The sequence below is a fragment of the Tropicimonas isoalkanivorans genome (assembly GCF_900112335.1).
Lineage (GTDB): Bacteria > Pseudomonadota > Alphaproteobacteria > Rhodobacterales > Rhodobacteraceae > Tropicimonas > Tropicimonas isoalkanivorans.
On the sequence record NZ_FOLG01000010.1, the window covers coordinates 62,117 to 86,854 of the forward strand.

Annotated in this window: 20 protein-coding genes; 11 read left to right on the forward strand and 9 right to left on the reverse strand. The window is 65.0% G+C overall.

Annotation, left to right across the window (positions count from 1 at the left end; translation table 11 throughout):
* Positions 1–55: 55 nt before the first annotated feature.
* Complete coding sequence (locus BM075_RS15650; protein ID WP_093361644.1) at positions 56–1,039, reverse strand: TRAP transporter substrate-binding protein; 984 nt, start codon at positions 1,037–1,039, stop codon at positions 56–58.
* A gap of 224 nt (positions 1,040–1,263) precedes the next feature.
* Entirely contained in the window at positions 1,264–1,947 is a 684-nt protein-coding gene (locus tag BM075_RS15655) for a GntR family transcriptional regulator (RefSeq protein ID WP_245758867.1), read from the reverse strand.
* Positions 1,948–2,305: 358 nt separating this feature from the next.
* On the opposite strand from BM075_RS15655, the gene BM075_RS15660 reads away from it, so the two are divergent.
* From BM075_RS15660 to BM075_RS15685, 5 genes are all read left to right on the forward strand, one after another.
* Positions 2,306–3,391 (forward strand): 4-hydroxythreonine-4-phosphate dehydrogenase PdxA, encoded by a 1,086-nt coding sequence (locus BM075_RS15660; protein ID WP_093361645.1) that lies wholly within the window; start codon positions 2,306–2,308, stop codon positions 3,389–3,391.
* Between the two features lie 523 nt (positions 3,392–3,914).
* Positions 3,915–4,907, forward strand: a complete 993-nt coding sequence (locus tag BM075_RS15670) for a dihydroxyacetone kinase subunit DhaK (RefSeq protein ID WP_093361647.1) — start codon at positions 3,915–3,917, stop codon at positions 4,905–4,907.
* A gap of 15 nt (positions 4,908–4,922) precedes the next feature.
* Entirely contained in the window at positions 4,923–5,561 is a 639-nt protein-coding gene (dhaL, locus tag BM075_RS15675) for a dihydroxyacetone kinase subunit DhaL (RefSeq protein WP_093361648.1), read from the forward strand.
* Between the two features lie 39 nt (positions 5,562–5,600).
* Positions 5,601–6,245, forward strand: a complete 645-nt coding sequence (gene dhaL, locus BM075_RS15680) for a dihydroxyacetone kinase subunit DhaL (protein WP_093361649.1) — start codon at positions 5,601–5,603, stop codon at positions 6,243–6,245.
* Positions 6,245–8,296 carry a bifunctional sugar-binding transcriptional regulator/dihydroxyacetone kinase subunit DhaK gene (locus BM075_RS15685; RefSeq protein WP_093361650.1) on the forward strand — a complete coding sequence of 684 codons (2,052 nt, stop codon included), beginning with the start codon at positions 6,245–6,247 and terminating at the stop codon, positions 8,294–8,296. The genes dhaL (BM075_RS15680) and BM075_RS15685 overlap by 1 nt, the downstream gene beginning before the upstream one ends.
* A 30-nt stretch (positions 8,297–8,326) precedes the next feature.
* On the opposite strand, the gene BM075_RS25035 is transcribed toward BM075_RS15685, so the two are convergent.
* The 6 genes from BM075_RS25035 to BM075_RS15715 all read right to left on the reverse strand — a co-directional run bounded on the left by BM075_RS25035 (position 8,327) and on the right by BM075_RS15715 (position 16,593).
* Entirely contained in the window at positions 8,327–9,889 is a 1,563-nt protein-coding gene (locus BM075_RS25035; protein ID WP_281244956.1) for a GTPase family protein, read from the reverse strand.
* Positions 9,876–10,955, reverse strand: a complete 1,080-nt coding sequence (locus tag BM075_RS15695) for a YcjF family protein (protein WP_093361652.1) — start codon at positions 10,953–10,955, stop codon at positions 9,876–9,878. The genes BM075_RS25035 and BM075_RS15695 overlap by 14 nt, the downstream gene beginning before the upstream one ends.
* Positions 10,956–11,093: 138 nt before the next feature.
* Complete coding sequence (locus BM075_RS15700) at positions 11,094–12,269, reverse strand: BON domain-containing protein (protein ID WP_093361653.1); 1,176 nt, start codon at positions 12,267–12,269, stop codon at positions 11,094–11,096.
* A gap of 257 nt (positions 12,270–12,526) precedes the next feature.
* A complete protein-coding gene (locus tag BM075_RS15705) occupies positions 12,527–13,897 on the reverse strand; it encodes an FAD-binding oxidoreductase (RefSeq protein WP_093361654.1) in 1,371 nt (456 codons plus the stop codon).
* Between the two features lie 299 nt (positions 13,898–14,196).
* Positions 14,197–15,306 (reverse strand): calcium-binding protein, encoded by a 1,110-nt coding sequence (locus BM075_RS15710; RefSeq protein ID WP_177208375.1) that lies wholly within the window; start codon positions 15,304–15,306, stop codon positions 14,197–14,199.
* A 420-nt stretch (positions 15,307–15,726) separates the two neighbouring features.
* On the reverse strand, positions 15,727–16,593 hold the full coding sequence (locus tag BM075_RS15715) for a MurR/RpiR family transcriptional regulator (RefSeq protein WP_093361656.1): 867 nt from the start codon (positions 16,591–16,593) through the stop codon (positions 15,727–15,729).
* 112 nt (positions 16,594–16,705) lie between these two features.
* On the opposite strand from BM075_RS15715, the gene BM075_RS15720 reads away from it, so the two are divergent.
* From BM075_RS15720 to BM075_RS15740, 5 genes are all read left to right on the forward strand, one after another.
* Positions 16,706–17,743: an ABC transporter substrate-binding protein gene (locus BM075_RS15720; protein WP_093361657.1), complete on the forward strand. Its 1,038-nt coding sequence runs from the start codon at positions 16,706–16,708 to the stop codon at positions 17,741–17,743.
* 69 nt (positions 17,744–17,812) lie between these two features.
* Entirely contained in the window at positions 17,813–18,874 is a 1,062-nt protein-coding gene (locus BM075_RS15725; RefSeq protein ID WP_093361658.1) for an ABC transporter ATP-binding protein, read from the forward strand.
* Complete coding sequence (locus BM075_RS15730) at positions 18,871–19,755, forward strand: ABC transporter permease (RefSeq protein ID WP_093361659.1); 885 nt, start codon at positions 18,871–18,873, stop codon at positions 19,753–19,755. The genes BM075_RS15725 and BM075_RS15730 overlap by 4 nt, the downstream gene beginning before the upstream one ends.
* Positions 19,755–20,570, forward strand: a complete 816-nt coding sequence (locus BM075_RS15735) for an ABC transporter permease (RefSeq protein ID WP_093361660.1) — start codon at positions 19,755–19,757, stop codon at positions 20,568–20,570. Before BM075_RS15730 ends, BM075_RS15735 begins: the two co-directional genes overlap by 1 nt.
* Before the next feature lie 4 nt (positions 20,571–20,574).
* Entirely contained in the window at positions 20,575–21,681 is a 1,107-nt protein-coding gene (locus BM075_RS15740; RefSeq protein WP_093361661.1) for a DmpA family aminopeptidase, read from the forward strand.
* Between the two features lie 5 nt (positions 21,682–21,686).
* Here the strand turns inward: BM075_RS15740 and BM075_RS15745 are convergent, their stop codons facing one another.
* A complete protein-coding gene (locus BM075_RS15745) occupies positions 21,687–24,059 on the reverse strand; it encodes a 1-deoxy-D-xylulose-5-phosphate synthase N-terminal domain-containing protein (RefSeq protein WP_093361662.1) in 2,373 nt (790 codons plus the stop codon).
* 141 nt (positions 24,060–24,200) lie between these two features.
* Here BM075_RS15745 and BM075_RS15750 point away from each other — a divergent pair, with 141 nt between their 5' ends.
* The gene (locus BM075_RS15750; RefSeq protein WP_093361663.1) at positions 24,201–24,653 is read left to right on the forward strand and encodes an Lrp/AsnC family transcriptional regulator; all 453 of its coding nucleotides are present in this window, start codon (positions 24,201–24,203) and stop codon (positions 24,651–24,653) included.
* Positions 24,654–24,738: the final 85 nt, after the last annotated feature.

The following is a 24,738-nucleotide window of genomic DNA, read 5'->3' on the forward strand; positions in this document are numbered from 1 at the left end:
TCTCGTCCGGAAAACTGCCGGCCGGAGGGCGCCCGGCCGGCAAAGGGGTCTAAGTTTACTTGGCCAGGTCTTGCGCTTGCTTCACCAGGTCGGCACCGCCCGGCACCTGCTCGGCAAAGGCGCTGTAGACCGGCGCGGACGCTTCGATGAAGGCAGCCTTGTCGGCCTCATTCACCTCCACACCGGCGTCGCGCACCTTGTCCACCAGGGCCTTGTCGGCCGCCTCGCCTTCGCTCAGGGCCCAGTCCTGCACCTCGGCGGCGATCTCGTCGACGGCCGATTTCACGTCGTCGGGGAGCTTGTCCCAGGTATTCGCACCGGTGGTCAGGTAGGTCGGGGAATAGACGTGGCCGGTGAGGCTAAGGTACTTCTGAACCTCCTGGAAGTTCGCGCCGACGATGTTGGTCAGCGGGTTTTCCTGCCCGTCCATTGTGCCCGTCTGCAGCGCGACGAAGACCTCCGAGAACGACATCGGCGTCGGGTTCGCCCCCCACTCCTTGAACATCGACACCCGCCATTCCGAGGACGGCGTCCGGATTTTCAGGCCGTCGAGATCTGCAGGCGTGTTGATCGGGCGCACGCTGTTGGTGATCTGGCGGAAGCCGTTTTCCCAGGTCGAGATCACGTGCAGCCCCTGTTCCGTCGCCTTGGGGGCGAGCACGGGCTGGATGATCTCCTTGTCGATGGCCTTCAGGTGATCGCGGTCCTGCACCAGGAACGGCATCTCGAAGATCGCGAATTCGGGCGCGACGTTGGTCATGATCGACGAGATCAGCGTGAACTGCACGGTGCCCAGCCGCAGCTTCTGCATCAGCTCCTTTTCATCGCCCAGCTGTCCGTCGGCATAGAACTCGATGGTATGCGCATCGCCAAGTTTCGCTTGCAGGTCCTCCGCAAACTTGGCCCCGCTGCGCCCTTGCAGGCTGTTCGACGCGGCCCCGACCGCAACGATATACGTGTCCGCAAACGACGGCAGCGCGCAGACAGAGACGGCGGCGACCAGTGCGCTCGTCGAAAGCCCCTTGATGACATGTTTCATTTCGTTTCCTCCTCTTTAAAGGTTTTCCCAGGCGGTCCCGCCGCCGTGGGGTCTCGGATTGATACGGCGCGCGCCTCCGTCTCCCGCCGGACGACGGAAAGCCCTGACCGATCGGTCATGCCGGTGATTGATGCAGCCCCTCGGCCCCGGTCATTGCGCCCGTCCGAAAGGGGAGCGCGTGCGGATCGGGTGATCGGGCATCCGCCCGGGCCGGGACGCCTCCCCTACGTTTCCAGCGAGTCCTTCACCCGCTCCCAGGCCTTTGTCAGGTGCCGATGGACAACATCGACGAGCCGGTCGGCGTCACGCGCCTCCAGCGCCTCGATCATCTCGACATGTTCCCCAACTGCCTTCGCCCACTTTTCCTCTCCCTCATGGCCGACGTACCGAATGCGTTTCAGGCGGGTCTGCAACATCGCGTGCACGTCCGACAGCGCCGCGTTGTCGGCCAGTTCGACCAACCGTGTGTGGATTTCCTGATTCAGCTTGTAGTACGTACGCCGCTCGCCGTGCTCGTAGGCCGCGACCATCTCGTCGTGAAGCGCGCGAATGCCGGCAACCGCCTCGTCCGTCGCAACCGCACAGGCGCTGACGGCGGCGTGCTCCTCCAGCGTGCGGACCACGTCCAGCATGTCGCGTACTTCTTTCGCGGTGAACTTCTTCACCACCGCGCCCCGGCTGGGGACAAGCTCCACCAGCCCTTCGCTCGCGAGGTACTTGATCGCTTCACGCAAGGGGGTTCGCGATACGCCGAACTGCGCGCCGATCGCGCCTTCGTTGATCCGCGTTCCGGGCGTCAGATCGCCCTCGATGATCATGTCGCGCAAACGCGTCAGGATCGCCTCGTGCAGCGATTGCCGCTCGATCCTGTGCGGTGTGCCCGACGGTAAATCCGCTGCGGACGCCAACTCGCGTACTCCTCCCTACTCCTGAGGCCATACTTATCGGTGGCCCCGATCCCTGTCAATACTGTGCTCTGAATTCTGTATGCAATTTGGTTTTCGATGGTGTTATACGATCTTCGGACCTGCCTGCAGCGCGCGATTCGGGAGGAGTGAGCGTGATGGTTGCAACCGATGGACCGGCCGGCGCCCAACCGCGCCGAGCCCTGACCGCAGAGGGGCGCTCCCCCTGCCCGGCCGCGGTTGGCCGGCAGGAATGGCGCAGCTGCGGCACCCGGAGCGGTCGCACACAGCGGGCATTGATCGTACACCATACCCCGGCCGCCCGGACGGCGACGGGCTTCAACAGATACGGAACACCATCATGAACAGCATCAGAGTGGCCATGGCGATCGGAGACGCAGGCGGGATCAGCCCGGAGCTTGCGGCCAAGGTGATTGCCGACCCGGAGGCCAACACGGGCGACCTGATGGTGCTGGGCGACCGTCGCGTGCTGGAGCGCGGCGCTGAGGCGGCCGGCGTGACGCTGGACCTGCCCGTAGTGACGCGCGACGCGCTGGACACGGACCTGCCGGAAGGCAGTTTCCTGGTGGACCTCGGCAACTGCGACCCGTCCGCCGTGCCCGTGGGTGAGGCCAGCCCGGCGGCGGGCCTAGCTTCCGTGCAGAACTTCCGCGCCGCGCTGCTGGCAGCGAATGCGGGCCATGCGGGCGTCGTCTTCTTCACGCCCTTCAACAAGCACGGCATGCGGCTGGCCCAGCCCGACTACGTGGACGAGATCGGTTTCGTCGACGCCACCATCCACCCCGCGGAAAGCGGGCGGGAGTTCAACGTGCTGGACGAGGTCTGGAACGCCCGCGTGACCTCCCACATTCCGCTCTCCGAGGTTGCGTTCCGCATCACGGAAGACCGCGTCTACGAGAGCCTGCTGCTGACCGACAAGGTCATGCGCGGCGCCGGCTTCGAACGGCCGCGGATCGGCGTGGCGGCGCTCAACCCCCATGCCGGGGACGGGCGCAACTTCGGCACCGAGGACGAAGACATTATTCAGCCCGCCATCGACCGGGCGCGGGCCAAGCAGCTTGCAGTGACCGGGCCGGTACCGTCGGACACGGTCTTCGTGCGCGCCACCCGGGGCGAGTTCGACGCGGTCATGACGATGTATCACGACCAGGGCCAGATCGCGATGAAGCTGATCGGCTTCGACCGGGGGGTAACCCTGATCGCCAACTATCCCTTCCCCATCGTCACCCCGGCGCATGGCACCGCCTACGACATCGCGGGCAAGGGCATCGCCGACACCGGCGCGACCCGCAACGCGGTCAACCTCGGCCGCAAACTCGCGCGGATGGACGCCCCCGACCATCGCCCGGAGCCCACGGCCTCCCTCTCCAGCCTTATCGCCCGCGCCCTCGACCCGGACGCCGTCTGGGAAAAACAGCCGGCCTAGGCCGCAAGGCCCCACGCCGGGCGCGAGGGAGCGCCCTCTTCCAGCACACTCCCTACCCCCGCCGCACATAAACGGCGGGGGCCACCTCCCCCCATGACCGTCGCTCGCTGCGGCCGCGATCTGTGCGGTCGCGCCAATCCGACCCCATCGCCGTCCCACACATTTCGTTCGTCACCTTGCTCGAGTCGCTGTCAGATCGCGACCCGGCACATCAGGAATGACGCTGGCAAAAATACTTATGTCATTGTTTTAAAATATATTCTTGTTATACCGTACAAAATTAAAGGTCGCATTGACAAAAGTCAGAAAAGCCGCGATGACTGCGCTCAGGGAGACGCGGAGCCAGCGCTGCGGGACGTCTGGGAGGATCAGACCCCCGAACCGCTGCAGGACGCGCGGCCTCCACAAGCACTCCGGCGATGGGGCTGCAGCGGCAGCTTTCAGCGCCCTCACCGCGGCCGGCGTGCCAAGGGCGCCGACCGCCTCATGAATGGCGGCGACAGGACCAGGTAAGGACATGACTATGCAGCGTTTTTTGAACGACCCCGACGACATCGTCGATGAAACGGTTGCGGGCTTCGTGCGCGCGCACTCGGACCTGGTCCGCCTCGACCCCGAGAATGCCCGCGTCGTCGTCTCGCAGTTCGCGCCCAAAGAGGGCCGCGTGGGCATCGTGACCGGCGGCGGCTCGGGCCACGAACCTGCCTTCATCGGCTACACCGGCAAGAACATGGTCGATGCCGTGGCGGTGGGCGAACTCTTCTCCTCGCCAACGGCCAAGAGCTTCCAGGACGCGATCAAGGCCGCTGACGGCGGCGCCGGCGTGGCCGTGCTCTACGGCAACTACGCGGGCGACAACATGAACGTGAAGATGGCCGCCAAGAAGGCCAAGAAGGACGGGATCGAAGTCGCCACCGTCGTCGCGAACGATGACGTCTGCTCCGCACCCGCCGATGAGCGCGAAAAGCGGCGCGGCGTCGCCGGCGAAATCCTGATGTGGAAGATCGGCGGCGCCAAGGCCGCGACCGGCGCCTCTCTGGAGGAGGTGATTGCCGCCGCCCAGAAGGCGATCGACAATTGCCGGTCGGTGGGCGTGGGCCTCGGCCCCTGCACGTTGCCCGCGGTGGGCCACCCGAACTTCCAGATCGAGCCTGGCAAGATGGAGGTCGGCATCGGCCACCACGGCGAGCCCGGAACGCGGGTCGAGGATCTCAAGACGGCCAACGAGGTCGCCGACGACATGACGGAGATCGTGCTGGACGACCACAACCTGCCCGAGGGCACCGAGGTGGCCGTGCTGATCTCCGGGCTCGGCGCCACGCCGATTAACGAGCTCTACGTGCTCTACGACCGCGTGGCCGCCCAGATCGAGGCGCGCGGGCTGAAGGTCTACAAAGCGCTGGTCGGCAACTATTTCACCTCGCTGGAGATGGTCGGCGCTAGCCTGACGATCATGGCGCTCGACGATGAGCTCAAGCCGCTTCTCGATGCGGAAACGGCCTGTCCCGGCTTCTGAACAGGAGAAAAGACAATGCAGGCAATCGACAATAAGGGCGCGGGCGCGATCGTCTCCGAGATCGCCACCGCCATCGTCGACAACAAGGCCTATCTGTCCGAGATCGACGGCAAGATCGGCGACGGCGACCACGGCGTCAACATGGCCAAAGGCTTCGGGCGTGCAGCGGACCGGCTGGACCCGGCTGGCACGCTGGACGAGGCCATGCAGGTCCTCTCCGATGTGCTGATGTCGGAGATCGGCGGCTCCATGGGTCCGCTTTACGGCATGATGTTCTCGGATATGGCCGACAGCATTGAAGGCGCCGAGCAGATCGACGCGGAGGCTTTCGGCAAGATGATCCGCGCCGGGCTGGAAGGCGTGCAGGACATCGGCTCCGCCAAGGTGGGCGACAAGACCCTGCTGGACGCGTTCTCCCCGGCTGTGGAGACGTTCGACGCCGCGACGGCGGAGGGCAAGAGCTTCGCCGAGGCGCTCCAGGCGATGAAGGCCGCCGCCGCCGAAGGGCGGGACAGCACCATCGACATGGTGGCCAAGGTCGGCCGCTCCTCCCGCCTGGGCGAACGCTCGCGCGGTGTGCTGGACGCCGGCGCGACATCCTGCGCCATGATCCTCGGCTGCTTTGCCGACAGTATCGGCAACCGGCTCGCCTGAGCGCTTGCGAACGGCGGAACCCTTCGTGCATCAAGGAGCATGTCCAAGATCGATAACGCCTATCTCCTCTCCTTCTTCAAGCTCGCTGCCGACCGCCTCGAAGCGCGCCGGCAGGAGCTGTGCTCGCTCGACGGGGAGATAGGCGACGGGGATCACGGAACCTCCATGGCCAACGGCTTCGCCGCCATCGACGCGCGCCTGCGCGAGGTTCCCGCCGACACGGCGACGCCGGCTCTCCTGTTGAGGGAGGCGGCGTCGGCCTTCATCGGAGAGGTCGGCGCCACCGTCGGCCCACTCTACGCCACCGCGCTGCTCCAGGGCGCTGCGCTGCTGGAAGATGGCCCCCTGGAGCGCGACCGCCTGGGAGACCTCCTGGCGCAATTCGCGGCCGGGATCGGGATGCGCGGGCAGGCCCAGCCAGGGGACAAGACGATGCTGGATGCGTGGGTTCCCGCAACCCAGGCCGCCCGAAACGCCGCCGCCGGGGGCGCAAGTGCCCGCGAGGTCGCCGAGGCGGCGGCCGCCGCCGCCCGCAAGGGCGCCGACACCACCGCCAGCATGGTCGCCTCCCGAGGCCGCGCCGCCCGCCTGAAGGAACGCAGCCTCGGCCACCCCGATCCGGGGGCGGTGTCCGCCGCTCTCATCATCGGCGCCTTCGCGGAGATCGAAGAGGACCCGGCCTGATGGCTCCGCCCCGCAAGCGGGACGTTCGCGCGTCGCGCCCGCCGCTCCGCTTCGGAGACGACCCGCTCCTCTGGGCAAGCTGGCTTTATTACGAAGAAGGGCTGACCCAAAGCGAGATCGCCGACCAGATGGGCGCCTCCCGGCCCACGGTGAACGCCTATCTCGCGGACGCCCGGGCGCGCGGCATCGTCAACATCTCGATTTCCGGCGACAAGCTCCGCTCCGTCACCATCGCGCGCGCGATCGAGGCCCATTTCGGCATCGGCGACTGCCTGATCGTCCCGGCCGAAGGTGGCCAGCGGTCGCTGATCGACCGGCTCGGCGCTGCCGCCGCGCAGTCCCTGCCCGACCTGCTCCACTCCGGCGACACGGTGGCGATCACCTGGGGGCGCACCATGCTGGCCCTCGCCAACGCGGTCCGGGATTGCCACCTGTCGGACGTGATCGTCGTGCAGGCGACCGGCGGCACGACCGCCGCGATCACCTACACCCCGGAAGCCTGCGCGACACGGCTCGCTGAGAGCCTCGGCGCCCGCTTCGTGCCGATCTCCGCCCCCGCCATCGTCTCCTCCCCCGAGGCCCGCAAGATCCTCCTGCGGGAGCCCGTCATCGCCGAGCAAATGCAGAACCTCGAACGGGTCACCTGCATCCTCTTCGGCATCTCCTCCCTGCGGCCCAATTCCACCGTTCACTCCAGCGGCTTCTTCGACAGCTCCCTGCAACGGCACGGCGCCTACGGCACCGCTGTCGGCTCGCTGGCCGGGCGGTTTATCGACGACCAGGGCGCCGGCCTCTCCGGCCCCCTGGCGGACCGAACCATGGGCATCGACCTCGACCAGTTGCGCAGCGTTCCCACCCGCGTCCTCGTGGCCGGCGGCTTCGACAAGGTGCCGCCGATCCTCGCCGCGCTGCGGGGCGGCTATGTGACCACGCTTATCACCGATTCCGCCACCGGCGAAGGCATCCTGCGGGCCGAAGGGGTGGAACTCGACACCCTTGCCCCGCGCCGGCGCGCGGCCGAGCCCCCCCAGCAGGCCCTCGCCCGCACCCGCATCAAGAAGTTCATCAACCAGCCCAAGGATGCCGTGACGGAGGCACTCGAGGGCGCCCTCGCCGCCTTCCCCGACCACATCGAGCCCATTGGCGGCAGCCTGCGGGCGCTCCGCTCGCGCGCGGCAAAGCCGGAGGGAAAGGTCGGCGTTGTGATCGGCGGCGGCGCGGGCCACGAGCCCGGCTTCGCGGGCTTCGTCGGGCCGGGTCTGGCCGACGCCGTCGCCCTCGGCAACGTGTTCGCCTCCCCACCGCCGGACCGGATCCTGAGCTGCACCCGCGATGCGCACCGCGGCGCGGGCGTGCTCTACATCTACGGCAATTACACCGGCGACGTGATGAACTTCGACATGGCCGCCGACCTCGCAGCCGCCGAGGGCATCCAGACGCGCACCGTGCTGACCACGGACGACATCGCCTCCTCCGGGGCGGAGGATCGCGCCGCGCGGCGGGGCACCGCGGGTAACGTTTTCGTCTTCAAGGTCGCCGGCGCCGCCAGCGCCCGGATGCTGCCGCTGGAGGACTGCGAACGCCTCGCCCGCAAGGCCAACGCCGCCTGCCACACCATCGGCGTCGCGCTGGAGCCCTGTTCCACGCCCGACACCCAGCGGCCCAGCTTCAGCATCGGCCAGACCGACATGGAATTCGGCGTCGGCATCCACGGCGAACCCGGCGTCACCCGCGTGCGGCTTCAGACCGCGGACCGCGTGGTGGACCAGATCTGCGACCGCATCTTCGAGGAAATGCGCCTCGCCCCCGGCGCACGCGTGGCGGTGCTGGTCAATTCGCTGGGCGCGACGCCGATGCTGGAACTGATGATCCTGAACCGGCGCCTCACGCACCGCCTGTCCGCCAGATCGGTGGACGTCCATACCACGCTGCTCGGCCACTACTTCACCGCGCTCGACATGGCAGGCGCATCGATCACCCTCATGGCGCTGGACGAGGAACTCACTGGCCTGCTGGACGCACCTTGCGACGGCTTCGCCTGGCGCAAATAGGGCTGACGCCGGGGCCGTACCCCTGCGCCCTCAGCCGCCCTCCCCCGCGTCATCCGGCCTGGGCCGCGTGCCTCCGAATATCGCGAATCCCTGGCTCAGGCCCCGCCGCGCACGCGACGCCTCCTTGCGGACCCCGCCCGTGCGGGTCTCAACCCGCAGGCGGTTCCGCTGCGCCATCAGCGCCTCGCTCACCTGCCCGTCGATGCGGTCACGCAGCCGGTCGACGTTCCAGTCGGGCTCCGTGAGCACCACCGGCACCGGATGGGCCGACGCGCCCCCGATGTCCGCCGAGACTGCCGCCACGATGTCGGTCACCACCGCCATGGCCTCGTCGGTCAGCAGGTTCTCCGGGTACGGCCACCCTGCCAGGATTTCGTCGATGCAGGTGATAACCACGATCAGCGGCGGCATCCGCCGCTCCGGCTTCTGCTCGAAATAGGCGCGGAACCCTTCGATGGCGGCGCGGTCGATCTCCCGCGCGGGGCGGTTGGCGCGGACCGTCCAGAGCACCATGTCCGCGCTCCGCAAGTCGGCATGCACCGCCTCCGCCACCCGCTTCGAGCCGTCGAGCCCCGGCATGTCCAGCAGCATCGTCGCGATGCCGTCGAACTCCGTCGTGTAGGTCTGCGGCCGATCCGTGGTCGGAATCACATCCGTTTCTGCCAGGTCAGCCCCAAGCAGCGCGTTGATCAGGCTCGACTTTCCGGCACTGACCTGCCCCGATACGGCGATGCGAAGCGGCCGGTCCGGTGCGGCGAGGCGGGCACGGTCCTCCTCCCCCGCCGCAAGTCGCAACTCGAGCAGTTCGGCATCCGAAAACCGCAGCCGCCCGGAATAGAGCTCCACCGCAGCTGCCGCCACCTCCTCCAGCAGGAGGCCCTGCACGATGGCCGTGCCCTCGTTGCTGATGAAGGACGCATGCCCCTCCGCGATCGCCCCCTCGATCTCGCGCAGGATGGCGACCGGCAGGGACTTGAAGGCGCGGAACACCCGCCAGGCGGTGTGCCCATGCGTCTTGAGCCGCCGGGCGGCTTCGCGGTGTTCCCACAGCCAGAATAGCGTGCCGACGGAGATGCTGTCGGCAAAGGGAACGTGATCCCGGATGTCGGCCCGCAGCCGAACGGAGACCCGGTCGATCAGCAGCAGCGCCTCCGGGACCGTGAAATTCAAAAGGCCCTTGCCGTGCTTGCCCGATGCCTGCGCGACCCGCCGAACCACCTCCTCCGCCGCCGGCCGAAGGTCCTCCCACGGCAGCGGCGTGGCGGTCTTCTCGTCGATGAACCCGCGCGCGGCGTCGAACGCTTTCCGCTCGTCGGCCGACCAGTCCGGGTTGATCCGCGCGTGAAGGGCGGTCGGCGGGCGGGCGGCATCGTCGCTCTGCCGACGGCGCCACCACGCGATGGCCATCCGGATCAGGCTCACCACCCCGCCAAGGCCGATCGACGCCACGATGAAGGCGATGAGCCATCCGCGCTCCACCATCCAGGCGAACCCCGCCACCATCGTCACCAGCAACGGCAGCGCCAGCGCGGTGACGGCGAGCAAACGATCCCACCGCAGCAACGCGGGACGGAGGCGTTCAGTCAGTTTCATCGGGGGACGATCTGTCGAACGCGCGGGTGTAGATCTTGCGCAGGTCGGCCTCGCTCGGCGCATTGCCGGAGGCGTAGGTATAAAGGAAATACGCCGCCGCCCGCCCCAACGCATAGGTCGTCGCGAAGCTGACGGAGCCCGCGGCGGCCGCGCCGATGGTCTGGCCGTAAACCGGGATCAGCTTGGCAAGCTGGCGCAACCCGTAGCTCGCCGTGAACCGCGCCCCCATCCCGATCCCGAAGGCCCCCAGGAAGGCGGCGGAGGTCTTGCGGTTCCAGGGCATGTCATAGCGCTGCCCCAACTCCCGCAGCATCGCAATCTGCGTGGCCGGCACCGATACCGCCCCGAACACAGGCGCCACGTCTGTCGATCCCGCGAGCCCTGCATAGAACAGCACGCGCCGGCGAACGGCTTGGAACGCCGCCTCCTCCGCCGTCGCCGCGTGATCCGCGGCCAGCAGAAGCCCCGCCGCCGGCAGCGCGTCCAGCAGCAGGCGGCGCAGATCCTCAAGCCCCTCCGGCTGCGGTCCCCCGCCGGGCACGAAGGTGACCGTCGCGACGGGAAGGTCCCGCCCCGCCGCCCGGTTCATCCGCGCGGTGATCGTGCGCCGGGCCCGGTCCCGCGCGCTTTCGTCGGGGAGCAAATCCTCCCCCGTCAGAACGAGGATCGCCCGCATCCGCTTGTCCTGCCGCGCGACGTCGGCCAGCGCATCCGCCACATCGCCCTGCACCGGATCGTCGAGCCGGCACACCACCAGCACCACGTGGCTGCGGTCGAGGCACTCCGCCAGATCATCGGCGGGGTCGTAACCGGCCTCGCCCAGTCCGCGCGTGTCGAGGAACCGGACGAGTGGCCCATCGGGGGGAAAGTCGTAGCTCTTGGCCGAGCGGGTGCAGGGCTGGAACCCGTTGCCGATCTCGGCGTCGGTCTGCTCGGTCAGGGCGCGCACCAGCGAGGTCTTCCCCGCGCCGGTCTTTCCCAACAGCCACACCACCGGCAGGAGGGACTCGGGCATTCCCTCGGCGGCAGCGGCATCCCGGCTGCGGAGTCTGAATCGTTTCGGCATGTGTCTTCCGATCTGCCGGCTGTGTCTCCGGTGTCGATAGCCACTCTCCGTCAGGAGGCCTGCCGATTCAATACGTCATGGGCGGTTCCGGCAACGTCCCGCACCGCGCCGCCCGGAAGCGGGCGCGGTCCGCCAACCTCACGGGTTGCCCGCGAGCGCCCGGTCGGCCGGCGTCGGCGACGCCACCGGCGCCAGCGCCTCGTCCCCGACGGTCTGCCCCAGCGGCACGCCCGTCGCGGCGCGTGCGGAGACGCGCTTGGGTTGCGCCCGGCAGGGAATGGCCGTCTCGACCAGGTCTCCGCCCTTGCGGGTCCGCACGACGCAGGCCCGGCTCTTCTCCACCGTCAGCATGTTGGAAATCGTCGCGCCGTCGCAGACGATCCGCGCCACCTGCAGCGCCTGCTGCAGGCTGTCCTGCGAGCTGACCTCGCCCGACAGCACGACTGACCCGCCGATCAGATGCACGTCGATGGCCTCCTCCGGCAGGATCTCTGTCAGCTTGGCCTGCAGCAACCCGGCGTCCGGCACGGGCCTGGGCGCCTCCGTCACGGTCAGGAACGACGTGACCTGCCCGGGCGCGTAGCTTTCAGCCAGCTTGACGGCATTCTGCACCACCGTGGCGGACTCGACCGCGCCGGAAAGGATGATACCGCCATTCACCGTCTCCACAGCGATCTCCTGCCCGGGGAGCAGGCTGCGCAGTTGTCCCCGGAACCCGTCGAAATCCGCGGCGGGCGCCTCGACCTGCTTCACCGTCAACAGGTTGGAGATCTGCCCCGGCGCATAATGCCCGGCCAGTTCCACCGCGCGGCGCATGTTGGCGTCGCTGCCGACGGACCCCAGAAGGATGATCCCGTCATTGGCGGTGAAGGCGTCGATCTCCTCCCCCGGCAGCAGCTCGGCAAGCCGCGCCTTCAGCTCGGTGATGTCGGGCGAAACGCGAACGTGGACGATACGCATCAGCTCGCCCCCCTCGCCCAGCATCATCATGGTCGTGCTTCCCGGCCGCTTGCCCAGCACATAGACCAGCGTCTCCGAGATGGTGGAGATGTCGGCGACCTCCGGGTTGGCGATCGACAGTTCCACGAACGGGCGGTCGCTCTGCAGCGCCATTGCACCGTCTGTGGTGATTTCGATCTGCTCAGGCTCGACGACGGGGCGCTTCGCGGGCGTCGCGGCCACCTTCAGCGGCCGCACAGGCCCGGGATCGAGTGCGGAGAAACTGACGTTGGGCTTCGCCCAGCCTGGCCCCGCAATGGCGACCGCGAGAAAGACGGAAGCCGCACCATATTTGAAAATCGTTTTCTTGAACATGTCACCAAACCACTCACCAATGCCGCCCAGCGGCCGTAATACGCATTAATAGTTCGTGTGACTCTCCGATAAGTCAAATCTGAAAGAGTAATTTCCACTCCCCGTGAACAAAGCCCCGATTCCGGCGGGATCTGTGACGATGGACGCTCCCTCCACCCGCCACAAACCCATGTTAGGCGGGTCATCATTGCCCGGCACAGCCACGAATCTGCGCCGTCCGGGGCGGTACGTTCCGCCCCGGACGGCGCGCACACCGCTCAGGGCACGATGTTCTGGTTCAGGTGGAAGACGTTGTCCGGGTCGTACTTCCGCTTGATCTGTACCAGACGGTCATGGTTGGCACCGAAGTTGGCCGTGGTCCGCCCGCTGTCATCGGCATCCATGAAGTTGATGTACCCGCCGGCCTCCGAATAGGGCGCAATCGCATCGGCATAGTCGCGGACCCACGCCTTGTTGGGCGCATCGTCGGCTGGATTGTCCGAGCCCGAAATGATGACCATGGAGTACTTGGCGTCCCGGTGCCCGTAGGCGGTCGCGTCCGGCGCCACGTCGTGACAGGCGCCGTTCACCGGATACAGGTGCATCGTGGAACTCACCGTCGGCGCCTTCGCCCCGTGCGCGGCGTGCACGGCAATCGCCTCGTCGTTCAGATCCTGGACGAAGTTCCCCTTCCAATACTGTCGCGTGCCCGTCGGGAACAGCCCGTCGAAGGCCATGTTGATCGCCGGATAGGGCACCGGGCCGACGTGCTCGGCCTTCACCTCCGCGACGTCGTGGAACGCCTTGAACTGCCGCTCGCCCTCCTCCGGGTCGCCGGACCAGCAGGCAACGATGGCAGCGAACATGTCGCCGTGCCGGTCCTCCGGAATGAACGGCAGCGGCGGCGCGATCTGGAACGCCGGAAAGGCGCCCATGTCCCGCGGGGCGTCGGTGATGTAGTCGTCGAAGAACTTCAGGATATTTTCGGCCTCCTCGATCTCGTAGAACATCGGCCCCCAATAGACCGTACCGATCGGCTGGAGCCGGTATTTCAGCGACGTGCAAACGCCGAAGTTGCCCCCGCCGCCCCGGATCGCCCAGAAGAGGTCGGCGTTCTCCGTTTCGCTGGCGATGAGCATCTCGCCGTCGGCGGTCACCACGTCCGCCGAGATCAGGTTGTCCAGCGACAGCCCGCACCCGCGTGTCAGGTATCCCACGCCGCCGCCGAGTGTCAGGCCGGCAATCCCCGTGGTGGAGATCAGTCCCCCGGTCGTCGCCAGCCCGAAGGCATGGGTGGCGGCGTTGAAGTCGCCCCAGGTGGTCCCGCCCCCGGCTCGCGCCGTCTTCGCGCCCGGATCGACGCGCACACCGCGCATCATCGACAGGTCGCAGACCACGCCGCCGTCGCAGGTGCCGAACCCCGGCCCGCTGTGGCCGCCGCCGCGTACGGCAAGGTCGAGGCCCGTTTCGCGGGCATAGCGCACCGTGGTTATCACATCGCCCGTGTTCGCCGCCCGGACGATCACGGCCGGGCGCTTGTCGATCATGCCGTTGTGCACCTTCCTGGCACCCTCGTATTCGGCATCCTCCGGCGTAATCACTTGCCCCCGGACCAGGTCACGCAGTTCGCTGGGTGATTGTGCAGTCATTTGTCCCTCCGTGTGATACATGCCGCCCGACATGACGGCGGCATAGCCGACACCACCCGTCGGTTGCTGATCGCACTGGAAGAGCCTGCCCCTGGTCTGCTGGAATGGGAGATGAGAACACGTTCCCGACGGGCCGCCCCCCTTGGGGCTCAGCCGGCACTCAAGCACATGGATGTTTTTTGGTCGCGCCCCAACAGCATACACGAAATTGGGGCCCGAAACCAGTTGCCCGGATTCAGGGCTTGGCCCCGCGCAACGGAGCGGGGCCGTCCGACGTCTACGGACGTCGGGGTGCTCCGCTAGAACAGGAAGTCCGCGTGATCGATGTGGCCCGGTCTGATATCTTCCAGCGTTATCGACACGTCCGAAAATTCGACGACGGTGTCCGACCCGGACCTGCTGATGTCCAGTTGACCGAACCGACTGGCACCGCGGCCGATGTCGATCACATCAACCCCGTCTTGGAAATCCTTGATGACGTCATGCCCGTCGCCCTGCCTGAAGGCGAACCGATCAGCCCCGGCGCCGCCCCTGAGAACATCGTTGCCGCCGTTGCCAAACAGCGTGTCGGCCCCGCCATTGCCGACCAACGTGTCGTATCCGCCGTGGCCGACCAACCTGTCCCGGCCTGCGCCGCCCTTCAATACGTCTGCGCCGGCGTAACCGAAAAGCCGATCGTTGCCACCTCGCCCTAACAGGAAATCCCCACCGCCGTTTCCATAGATAGTGTTGGCGCCATTATTCCCGGCGAGAACGTCCCCATAGTTGGACCCGCCGAGGCTCTCGATCGAGACGTATTTGTCTCCACGCGCGTCACCGGTATTGGCCCACGGGTTTTTGAGGTCCGCCCTGACTCCGCTGGTGGCGAAGTAATAGCCTGCGAGGTCGTCGCCGGCGCCCCCGTGAAGGTAGTCGGCGCCCGAGCCTCCAATCAGGAAATCCCACCCGGCCCCGCCAAACAGCTGATCGTTGCCGGCGCCACCATTGAGTTCGTCGTTTCCGCCATCACCGAAGATGACGTCATTGCCGCGGTATCCGAAAATTTGGTCTCTGCCGGAGAATCCGGCAAGGTCGTCAGCATAATCCGAGCCATAGACTTTGTCGTTCCCGGATCCGATTGCGGCGAACAGAATGTCGATATTCCCGGTCTCAACAGCGCTTTGGGCCCAAGAGGCATTCACACGGAACCCGGACACCTCCACGACCAAAGAATTACCGAAGTACTCTTGGTACCCTGTCATCGTCCCATAAACATTTCCATAAACGTCATAGGAGAACGACCCGTAGTAGATGAAGCTGTGGCTGCTGTTTTCGACGATGATCCCATCGTTTTCAGCATAGGTGACAATACCCTTGGCCGTCGGGATGTCCCACATCCTGTAGCCGAGATACCCGTCGAATATGGCCATGGTCCGATCTCCCAATTCGTTCCCGGCAACAGGGATACGCCCGCTCAAAACCATGGGGAACTTCGCTCAAGGTCGCACCGGAAGACGTTACTTAAATATGCTGCAAAATTACCATGAGATTTTAGGTTTTCCTACAGTACGCCAGGGATCTGGTGCGGTTCTTTCGCGCTCCCAATTGCACTGCCATTCTCGACCCTTTTCAAAAAGACCCCGCTGAAAGCGGTCGTCCTTTCCTATCCATGGAAAGGCGGGAAATGTCAGGTCGCGGGGCGAGCACCTTTGCTGCTCAAAGCGGGGAAGATCGCCGTCTCTGAACCTCCGCCATGGAGGCAGGCGTGTTCTCAAATGCGGCGGAAATCCGAAGCGCGCTTTGTGGCGGTCGAGAGACCGGGGCGGCGCCAGCCCACGGGGCGCTTACTCTCAGAACAGGCGCATTCGGTTTGTAAGCCGCCTCCAGTCCCGCATCCGCTGGTTGACGTCGTGCTTGGTTCCAACGGTTGCGGAATGGACGAGCAGGCTCGTGGCAGCATTGAGACCAAGGATGGACTCCAGAAATAGCCCGGTCTTCGACGGGGTATTGATGACAGCGTCCGTCACGTCATGGGCCCAGTGGCAATATTCATCCGTCACGACGATGACGGACCGGCCCTGCTCCCGCGCCAGTCGCGCCAATGCTTCGGATTCTGCGGCGTACGGGATTATGTCGATGATGAGCACGCAGCTATCGCCCTCGGTATGCGGGTCGAGCCATTCCGAGAGCATGCTGTCGTGGCCTGACAGGAACCTCACGCGCGGCCTGGCAAGCGCGAGCCTGCGGGTTGTGTCTTCTGCAAGCCCGCGGACGGTCTGGAAGCCCGTGACGTAGATCTCGCTGGCCTCGCGCAGGTACCGCTCCGCCGCCTGAAAGGCGGGCGTGTTCATCTTGCCATAGACCGTCCGGACAGCACGCAGTTCGGCATTCATCTGCTCTTGCCAGTCCGCGGGGAGTTCCGCCTCCGCGTCGGCGAAGGCTTGCCCGACAACCGAATAGCGATGGCGCAGCATCGCCTTGAACTCCTTCATCCCGGCGCACCCGAACCGACGCAGCATCCGCCCGACCGTGATCTCCGCGACTCCCGCCTTCTGCGCGATGGATTTGCCCGTCTCGAAGGAGATCGCGTCCAGATTCAGTAAAAAGTACTGTGCAACTTTCGCCTCCTGTTTGGGCAAACCCGGCAGCCCTTTTTTCATTTTGCCCACGAACTCATCGAGCGGAGCCTTGGCATAGGAGGCAAAACCCTGAGACATGCGGGATTCCTACATGACAGAAAAATAACATTTGACCGAAATGACAGTATCAGAACATCAATTCGACTCAAGGAAAAACCACTCGACAAGCTGACCGGGAGATCACCATCCAATGAATCCGAACCGTCTTTCCTTGGCCACGGCCCTCGTTCTGACCACCTCTCTTGCCCCGCTGGCAGGAGCGGCACAGGAGCAACTTTCGCTCTACAATTGGGGGGATTACATCAATCCGGCGGTGTTGGAGAAATTCACCGAGGAGACCGGTATCGAGGTTACTCTCGACAGCTACGGCTCCAACGAGGAGATGCTGGCGAAGATTCAGGCCGGCGCCACCGGCTACGACATCGTCTTCCCATCCGTGCACATGCACGACATCATGTTTCAACTCGGCCTCTTGGCGAAGACAGACATCGGCAGCGCTCCGGGCTTCGAGAACATCGATCCGCAGTTCGTCCGCGCCGCGACCGACCCGAATGCCGAATACTGCCTGCCCTACGCCTGGGGCAATGTGGGCATCGTCTACAACAAGGACCTGGCCGGCGACATAAAGGGCTGGGAAGACTTCTTTGCCCTTGGAAAGGAGGGCAAGAAAATCACCCTCCTCGACGATCTGCGCGAGACGATCGGGATTGGCCTGATCATGACCGGGAAGTCCGTCAATTCGACCGATCCGGCGGAGGTCGAGGCCGCAGCGGACTACGTCATCTCCCACCTCGATGGCGTCACAGCGTTCACCTACGACTCCGTGCCGCAAGTGATCTCGGGCGACGTGGCCGCCGCCCATTGGTACGTGGGAGCAAACCTCAACGTGTCCGAAAACCCTGACACGATCGGCTACATCATCCCCGAAGAAGGCGCGACAATGTACCAGGAGGACATCTGCGTCCTTGCCTCCGCGCCCCACAAGGAAAACGCCGTGAAGTTCATGGAGTTCTACCTGCGGCCCGAGATCGCGGCGCTCAACGTGGAGCAGCAGATGAACGGGACGCCCAATGTGGCGGCGCAGGAAATGATCCCCGACGAGATCGCCTCCAACGAAACCATCTACCCGGCCCAGGACGTCATGGACAAATTGCAGATCTTCGAGGATCTGGGCCGCGACCTGCAGCTCTACAATTCCGAATGGACGCGGATCAAAACCGCGCAGTGATCGATCTGGCGGGACCGCGGTCCCGCCCAGGTCCGGGCGGTCCGCCGCCCGGTTCCAGGACCGGATGCCATGCCCTCACACCTTGAAATCATCAACGCCCGCAAGGCCTTTCGCACGCCCGAAGGCGGTCGCCTGATTGCGCTCGACGGCATTTCGCTGAGGCTCGCAACGGCGGAATTTGTCACGCTTCTGGGCCCGTCCGGCTGCGGGAAAACAACCCTGCTGCGCACCATCAGCGGCTTCGAGACGCTTGATGACGGGGATGTCGTGATCGACGGCATTGCCATGACCCAGACGCCCGCGCATCGCCGGCCCGTGAACACGGTGTTCCAGCGCTATGCGCTATTCGACCATATGAATGTGGCGCGGAATGTTGGCTACGCGCTTGAGATTGCCGGCCGGGACAAACGCGAAATTCGCACCCGTGTCGGCGAGATGCTGGAACTCGTCGGTTTGACTGGGATGGAAAAACGGTCGATCTCGCAACTTTCCGGCGGCCAGCAACAACGCGTGGCGCTTGCGCGGGCGCTGGCGGGCAAGCCAAAGTTACTGCTCCTGGACGAACCCCTGTCAGCGCTCGACAAGAACCTGCGGCAGAAGATGCAGCATGAACTGAAGACGATTCAGCGCGAGTTGGGTATCGGCTTCGTCTTCGTCACACACGATCAGGAGGAGGCGTTGACGATGTCCGACCGCATCGCCGTCCTCGCACATGGGCAGATTCAGCAGGTCGAACCGCCCTCTGTGCTGTACCAGCGGCCTGCAAACCTCTTCACTGCGGATTTCCTCGGGGAGAGCAACCTTCTGCGGGCGACCCTTGACGGATCACAGGCGCGGCTCTCCGACGGCCAGACCTTCGACGCACCGCGTGCCGCCGGGGAGGCGACGTTGCTGTTGCGTCCAGAGTCGCTTGGTTTCGCCGTGCCGGAGGGACCGAAACTCTCCTTCACCGGCCGGATCCGCGAGACCTATTACTCGGGCAAAGACCACCAGATCGAGCTGGAGACCCTGGCCTTCGGCACCATCCGGGCCGTGATCCGCGCGAACGGCACTGTGCCCGAGATCGGGCGCGAGGTTACGTTGCACGCGTCAGCGACCGGCCTGCATCTGATCGACGAGGTCGCGCCATGAGCCTCACCAGGCGAAAGCTTCTGCATCTTCTCGGGCTGCTCGGCGCACCGACGGTGTTTCTGCTGATCTTCTTCTTTGGCCCACTGGTCATAATGCTGGTCTACAGCTTCCTGACCCCCGGCATCTATGGCGGCGTTGACTGGATCTTCTCACACCTCAACTACGGCCGCATCCTGGGCTGGGCCGATACACGGTACGAGAAGTTCGATCCGGTCTACCTGGCGATTTTCCTTCGCTCGCTCCGCCTGGCAACGCTGACTGTCGCAACGAGCCTGATCGTCAGCTACCCCGCTGCTTTCTGGATCAGCCGGATGCGCCCGGGACGACGCGATTTCGCTATTTTTCTCGTGACACTTCCGTTCTTCGTCAGCTTGATCGTGCGCCTGTTCGCCTGGGTGCTGATCCTGCGGCCCACTGGCTTCCTGAACCAGGGCCTGATGGGCATCGGCCTGACCTCCGAACCAATCGAGTTTCTCTACACCGATTTCGCCGTGGTTCTCGGGATGACCTACGTCTTCATCCCCTTCATGTTCCTGCCGCTCTACAGTTCGATCGAGAAACTGGACATGGCACAGCTTGAAGCTTCGTCCGATCTCGGTGCGACGCGGCTCCAGACCTTCCGAAAAGTGGTGCTGCCCGCGACCATGCCAGGCATCATTGGTGGCTCGATCATCACCTTCATCCCGGCGCTCGGGAACTTCATCGTCCCTTCCGTTCTCGGGGGCGCAAAGGTTCTGATGATCGGCAACCTGATCGAGCAGCAATTCCTTTCCGCCCGCAACTGGCCCTTCGGCTCAGCGCTGGCGATGATGGTCATGACTGCCGTGCTGGTGCTTCTGATCGTACAACTCCGCCTCACCCGCAGAGGGGAGCACGCCTGATGCTGCGCCGCCTTCTCACCGTCTACGGCCTGATGTTCTTTGTGTTCGTCTACGCGCCGATCTTCCTGATGGTGGTCTACTCGTTCAACGCAAATACCCTGAACATGATGATCTGGAGCGGGTTCACCCTCGATTGGTACCGACAGATCTTCGGCTTCGAGACTTCGATCACCGACAGCACGACCTACGTCGACAGTTCGGCCCAGCTCTATGCCGCGATCCGCACCAGCCTGACGGTTGCGTTCTCGACGTCGATCCTGTCGACCGTCTTCGGGACCGCGCTGGCGCTGGCCGTCGCGCGATACAGGTTCCGGCTCGCCGGAATCTACCGGACATTGCTGATGGTGCCGATGATCATGCCGGACATCGTTCTGGGCATCGCTCTGCTTATCTTCTTCATTTCCATCGGCATGAATCTGTCGATCATGACGATCATCATCGGTCAGTCGACCTTCCTGATTTCCTACGTGTTCGTCACCGTCTCCGCGCGGCTTGCGGAATTCGACACCAGCGTCGAGGAAGCCTCGGCAGACCTTGGCGCCACGCCGGCGCAGACGTTCAGGAAGGTAACGCTCCCGGGCATCGCGCCGGGGATCCTGGGCGGGTGGCTGCTGGCTTTCATCATCTCGATGGACGACCTGGTCATCACCTACTTCATTGCCGGAACTGGGAACACGACGTTGCCCATCCACATCTGGGGCATGCTCCGCCGCGGCATCAAACCCGAGATCAACGCCATTGCCACGCTCATGCTGCTCTTCACCTTGGTGATCGCGGGTGTGGGCCTCTACCTCAGATCCAGACGACAGAAATAATACAATGACCCAACAGACGAAACCGCGCGCCAGGGACCTCGGCGTGCCACTGCCCGGCACGCCCGGCACGCTGAATGCCATTACCGACGTTCCCGGAGTCGAGGTCGGAGCAATGGAGCTTCTGTCGTCGCGCGAGCCGAAGCTTGCGACACGCGGCATTCAGGTGCAGACCGGCGTGACAGCGATCCTGCCGCGCGGGCACGATCCGGAGCCGAAACCCGTCTGGGCCGGCCAATTCAGCCTGAACGGCAATGGCGAAATGACCGGGGCGCATTGGGTCCGGGACGGCGGCTGGTTGATTGGGCCAATCCTGATCTCGAACTCCCACGCAATCGGCCCCTGTCACACGGCTGCCGTGCGTTGGATGATCGAGACGTATGGCACGACCTGGGAGCGGAACCACCTATGGGCCATGCCGGTGGTGGCCGAAACCTATGACGGGGTACTGAACGATATCAACGGGCTGCACGTGACCGAAGCCCATGCGCGCACCGCGATCGATGTCGCCCGTTCCGGGCCGGTGCGCGAGGGCAATTCCGGCGGTGGAGCCGGCATGATCTGCTACGAGTTCAAGGGCGGGACCGGCACCGCGTCCCGCCAGGTGGACGTGGAGGGGAAAGCGTTCACGCTCGGTGCGCTGGTTCAGGCGAACCACGGGCTGCGGCCCTGGTTGACGGTGGCGGGGCGGCGGGTCGGCGAGGTGATGACGGAACACCGCATCGCCGACATGGTGACGGAACGCGGCTCGATCATCGTGATCCTCGCCACGGACCTTCCGCTCATTCCTGGCCAGTTGGAGCGCCTGGCGCGCCGCGCTGCCATCGGGATCGGCCGGGCGGGAACGCCGGGCGGCAACAATTCCGGCGACATCTTCCTCGCCTTTTCCACCGCGAACGAGATGCCTCTGCCGCAGCTCTCCGGTCCCTGGCGGCAGATGACCTGCCTCAACGACGAACACCTGGACTCATTCTACCTGGCTGCGGTCGAAGCGGTGGACGAGGCCGTGCTGAACGCGCTGTGCGCAGCAGAAGACGTGCCGCTTGCCCGGCCCGCCAACGGCATCTGCCAAGCGATGGACACGGATCGCCTGATGTCGCTCCTGCCGGGGTGAGCGCGTCAGGCGCACACGACCGGCCGCCCCGCCGTAAGTTCGTTTACCGACTGGACCAACGCCGCACGGTCGATCCTGAAATGCCGGTAGAGGTCACCAATGGTGCCGGTCTGGCCGAAATGCTCGACCCCGTGTGAGATCGTGCGGTGTCCCGCAACCGCCCCCAGCCACGCTAACGTCGCCGGGTGTCCGTCAAGGACCGTCACCAAACTACAGGTGCGCGGCAGCCCTCCCAGGAGACGCTCGACATGGCTCTTCGCCTCGGCGTTGCCCCGCGCCCGCTCCCGCTGGGCGGCGGTCCAGCCTGCATTGAGGCGGTCGGCCGAGGTCACGGCGAGAACACCGATGTCGCGCCGCCGTTCGGCAATCCGTCCGGCCGCGGCAATGGCCTCGTCAGCGACGGCGCCTTGATACGCGATCACCACGTCGCAGTTCGGGCCCGGCGGGCGCAACCAGTAGCCTCCGTCAATGGCCCCCTGCCGGAATGCATCGTCGGCCCGTTTGCCCGGCTGCTCCAGCGGCTTCGTCGTGAGCCGCAGGTACACGGCCCCGCCCGTCTCGTCGCGAAGCCAGGTGCGTTCGTCCGGGTCGCCACCGCCGTCGCGCTGCATATAATCGAACGCCCATTCCATGATGACGGCGAGTTCATCGCCAAAGGCGGGTTCGAAGCTTGCAAGCCCATCCTGGGCCAAGCCGGTCAGCGGCGTCCCGATGGACTGATGCGCGCCGCCCTCGGGCGCCAGGGTCACGCCGGAGGGCGTGCCGACAATCATGAACCGCGCCCCCTGGTAGCACGCATAATTGAGTGCATCGAGACCGCGATGAACGAACGGATCGTAGACCGTGCCAATCGGGATTAACCGCTTTCCAAAGAGGCTGCGCGAGAGCCCTGCCGCGCCGAGCGTCAGGAAAAGGTTCATCTCGGCGATTCCCAACTCGATATGCTGTCCCTCCGGCGAAAACTCCCACTTGGCGGTCGACGGGATGCGGTGCTCGATGAAGCCGTCGGCCATGCTCTTGCGCGCGAAGAGCTTGCGCCGGTTGACCCACGGCCCGAGGGAGGTGGTTCCCGTGACGTCCGGCGAGGTCGTCACGATCCGGTCAGCCAAGTCCGAGTCGCCTTTGGCCAGGGCGTCCAGAATGCGGCCGAAGGCAGTCTGGGTCGACACGTCCCGATCCGGTGCAATCGAAATGCCGGGGGATGGTAGCTTTCGGTCCGAGAGGCGCCGTCGCCGATCGGCAAAGAATGGCACGTCCGCAAGAAATTCACGCAGCGCGGCCGGGTCCTCGACGGTCGCAAACGGCTCCCATTCCTCCCCTTCCGGCACGCCCATATGGCGCTGCCATTCTGCCATCTGGGTCTTGTTCATCAAGCCGCCGTGGTTGTCCTTGTGACCCGCGATCGGCGTGCCCCACCCCTTAATCGTGTAGGCAAGAAAACAGGTGGGCCTGTCGTGGTCGACGGCGGCAAAAGCGTTCGCCATCGTTTCCACGCAGTTGCCGCCGAGGTTTTCCATCAACGCGGAAAGATCCGCATCCGAGCGGCGGGAGATCAGGTCGGCGACCGCACCCTGATCTCCAAGGTCGTCCATCAGCCGTTTGCGCCAGACTGCGCCGCCCATGAACGTAAGCGCCGCGTAATCCTGGTTGGAACAGCTATCGATCCATGCCCGCAGCTTGTCGCCACCCGGTTCGGCAAAGGCCGCTCGCTGCAGCGCGCCGTACTTGACGCGCACGATCTCCCACCCAAAAGCCCCGAAGATCTTCTCGATACGGTCGAAAAGCCCCTCGCGCACGATCCCGTCGAGCGACTGGCGATTGTAATCGATAATCCACCAGCAGTTTCGCAGGTCGTTTTTCCAGCCTTCCTGAAGCGCCTCGTAGACATTGCCCTCGTCAAGCTCCGCATCCCCGACCAGCGCCACCATCCGCCCCAGCGGCACATCCCGCCCCCAGGGTTTTGCAGTGACATAGTCTTGGACAATCGACGCAAAACTCGTCATCGCGACGCCGAGACCAACCGAACCCGTCGAAAAATCGACATCTTCTGTATCCTTGGTCCGTGACGGATAACTTTGAACGCCGCCGAACCCCCGGAAGGCCTCCATCCGCTCCCGCGTCTGGCGCCCCATGAGGTATTGGATCGCATGGAACACCGGCGATGCATGGGGTTTGACCGCGACACGGTCTTCCGGCCGCAGCGCCGAGAAATAAAGCGCTGTCATGATGGAAACCATCGACGCCGACGACGCCTGATGGCCCCCGACCTTGATTCCGTCGACCTTCGGACGCAGATGGTTCGCGGTGTGGATCATCCAGTGCGACAACCAGAGCAGGCGTTGTTCGATGGTCTTGAGATGTGCGCGTTCGTCAGCCATTGGAACCTCCCGTTGACGCAAGGATACGTCAGGGATCCAGGCCTGAGGCACCAAATGTCTCGCCAATTCCAACATATCTTGCACAAATCCTTCACGATCCGTCATGATGACGCCTGATTTAAGCGCGATTGGATCGGAACAATGGACGACATCGACACGAAGATTCTCCGACACCTTCAGGACGATGCGCGGCAGTCGCATCACGATCTCGGCGAACGCGTGGGGCTCTCCCCATCGCCCTGCGCGCGCCGCATCCGAAAACTTGAGGAAGCCGGTTACATCCTCGGCTACAGCGCCCGGATCGACGAGGCGAAGATGGGATTCGGCTTCAGCGTCTTTGTCTCTGTCCGCCTCGACAAGCAGATCGACAGCCACCTCGAAGAGTTCGAGCGGAACGTTCGGAATTGCTCCGAGATCGTCGATTGCTGGCTGATGACCGGCAGCTTCGATTACATGCTGCGTGTCGCAGTCGCGGACCTGACCGAATTCGAGACATTCCTGACCGGCACCCTGACCAAAGTCCCCGGCGTAGCCTCGATCGAATCCTCGATCCCGATCCGGCGCGTGAAGAACCAGTTCAGTCGGTTGCGGTGACGGCCTCGCGACAGCGCCGCATCAAACGCCCGCAGTTCTGCCGGGGCGGAACGGACCGATACGGGAGGACTGAGCAACCGCAACA

Bases quoted from the DNA above. Each gene is read 5' to 3' on its own strand.
- BM075_RS15650 (WP_093361644.1), bottom strand. From the start codon at position 1,039: ATGAAACATGTCATCAAGGGGCTTTCGACGAGCGCACTGGTCGCCGCC.
- BM075_RS15660 (WP_093361645.1), top strand. From the start codon at position 2,306: ATGAACAGCATCAGAGTGGCCATGGCGATCGGAGACGCAGGCGGGATC.
- BM075_RS15670 (WP_093361647.1), top strand. From the start codon at position 3,915: ATGCAGCGTTTTTTGAACGACCCCGACGACATCGTCGATGAAACGGTT.
- dhaL (WP_093361648.1), top strand. From the start codon at position 4,923: ATGCAGGCAATCGACAATAAGGGCGCGGGCGCGATCGTCTCCGAGATC.
- dhaL (WP_093361649.1), top strand. From the start codon at position 5,601: ATGTCCAAGATCGATAACGCCTATCTCCTCTCCTTCTTCAAGCTCGCT.
- BM075_RS15685 (WP_093361650.1), top strand. From the start codon at position 6,245: ATGGCTCCGCCCCGCAAGCGGGACGTTCGCGCGTCGCGCCCGCCGCTC.
- BM075_RS25035 (WP_281244956.1), bottom strand. From the start codon at position 9,889: ATGAAACTGACTGAACGCCTCCGTCCCGCGTTGCTGCGGTGGGATCGT.
- BM075_RS15695 (WP_093361652.1), bottom strand. From the start codon at position 10,955: ATGCCGAAACGATTCAGACTCCGCAGCCGGGATGCCGCTGCCGCCGAG.
- BM075_RS15700 (WP_093361653.1), bottom strand. From the start codon at position 12,269: ATGTTCAAGAAAACGATTTTCAAATATGGTGCGGCTTCCGTCTTTCTC.
- BM075_RS15705 (WP_093361654.1), bottom strand. From the start codon at position 13,897: ATGACTGCACAATCACCCAGCGAACTGCGTGACCTGGTCCGGGGGCAA.
- BM075_RS15710 (WP_177208375.1), bottom strand. From the start codon at position 15,306: ATGGCCATATTCGACGGGTATCTCGGCTACAGGATGTGGGACATCCCG.
- BM075_RS15715 (WP_093361656.1), bottom strand. From the start codon at position 16,593: ATGTCTCAGGGTTTTGCCTCCTATGCCAAGGCTCCGCTCGATGAGTTC.
- BM075_RS15720 (WP_093361657.1), top strand. From the start codon at position 16,706: ATGAATCCGAACCGTCTTTCCTTGGCCACGGCCCTCGTTCTGACCACC.
- BM075_RS15725 (WP_093361658.1), top strand. From the start codon at position 17,813: ATGCCCTCACACCTTGAAATCATCAACGCCCGCAAGGCCTTTCGCACG.
- BM075_RS15730 (WP_093361659.1), top strand. From the start codon at position 18,871: ATGAGCCTCACCAGGCGAAAGCTTCTGCATCTTCTCGGGCTGCTCGGC.
- BM075_RS15735 (WP_093361660.1), top strand. From the start codon at position 19,755: ATGCTGCGCCGCCTTCTCACCGTCTACGGCCTGATGTTCTTTGTGTTC.
- BM075_RS15740 (WP_093361661.1), top strand. From the start codon at position 20,575: ATGACCCAACAGACGAAACCGCGCGCCAGGGACCTCGGCGTGCCACTG.
- BM075_RS15745 (WP_093361662.1), bottom strand. From the start codon at position 24,059: ATGGCTGACGAACGCGCACATCTCAAGACCATCGAACAACGCCTGCTC.
- BM075_RS15750 (WP_093361663.1), top strand. From the start codon at position 24,201: ATGGACGACATCGACACGAAGATTCTCCGACACCTTCAGGACGATGCG.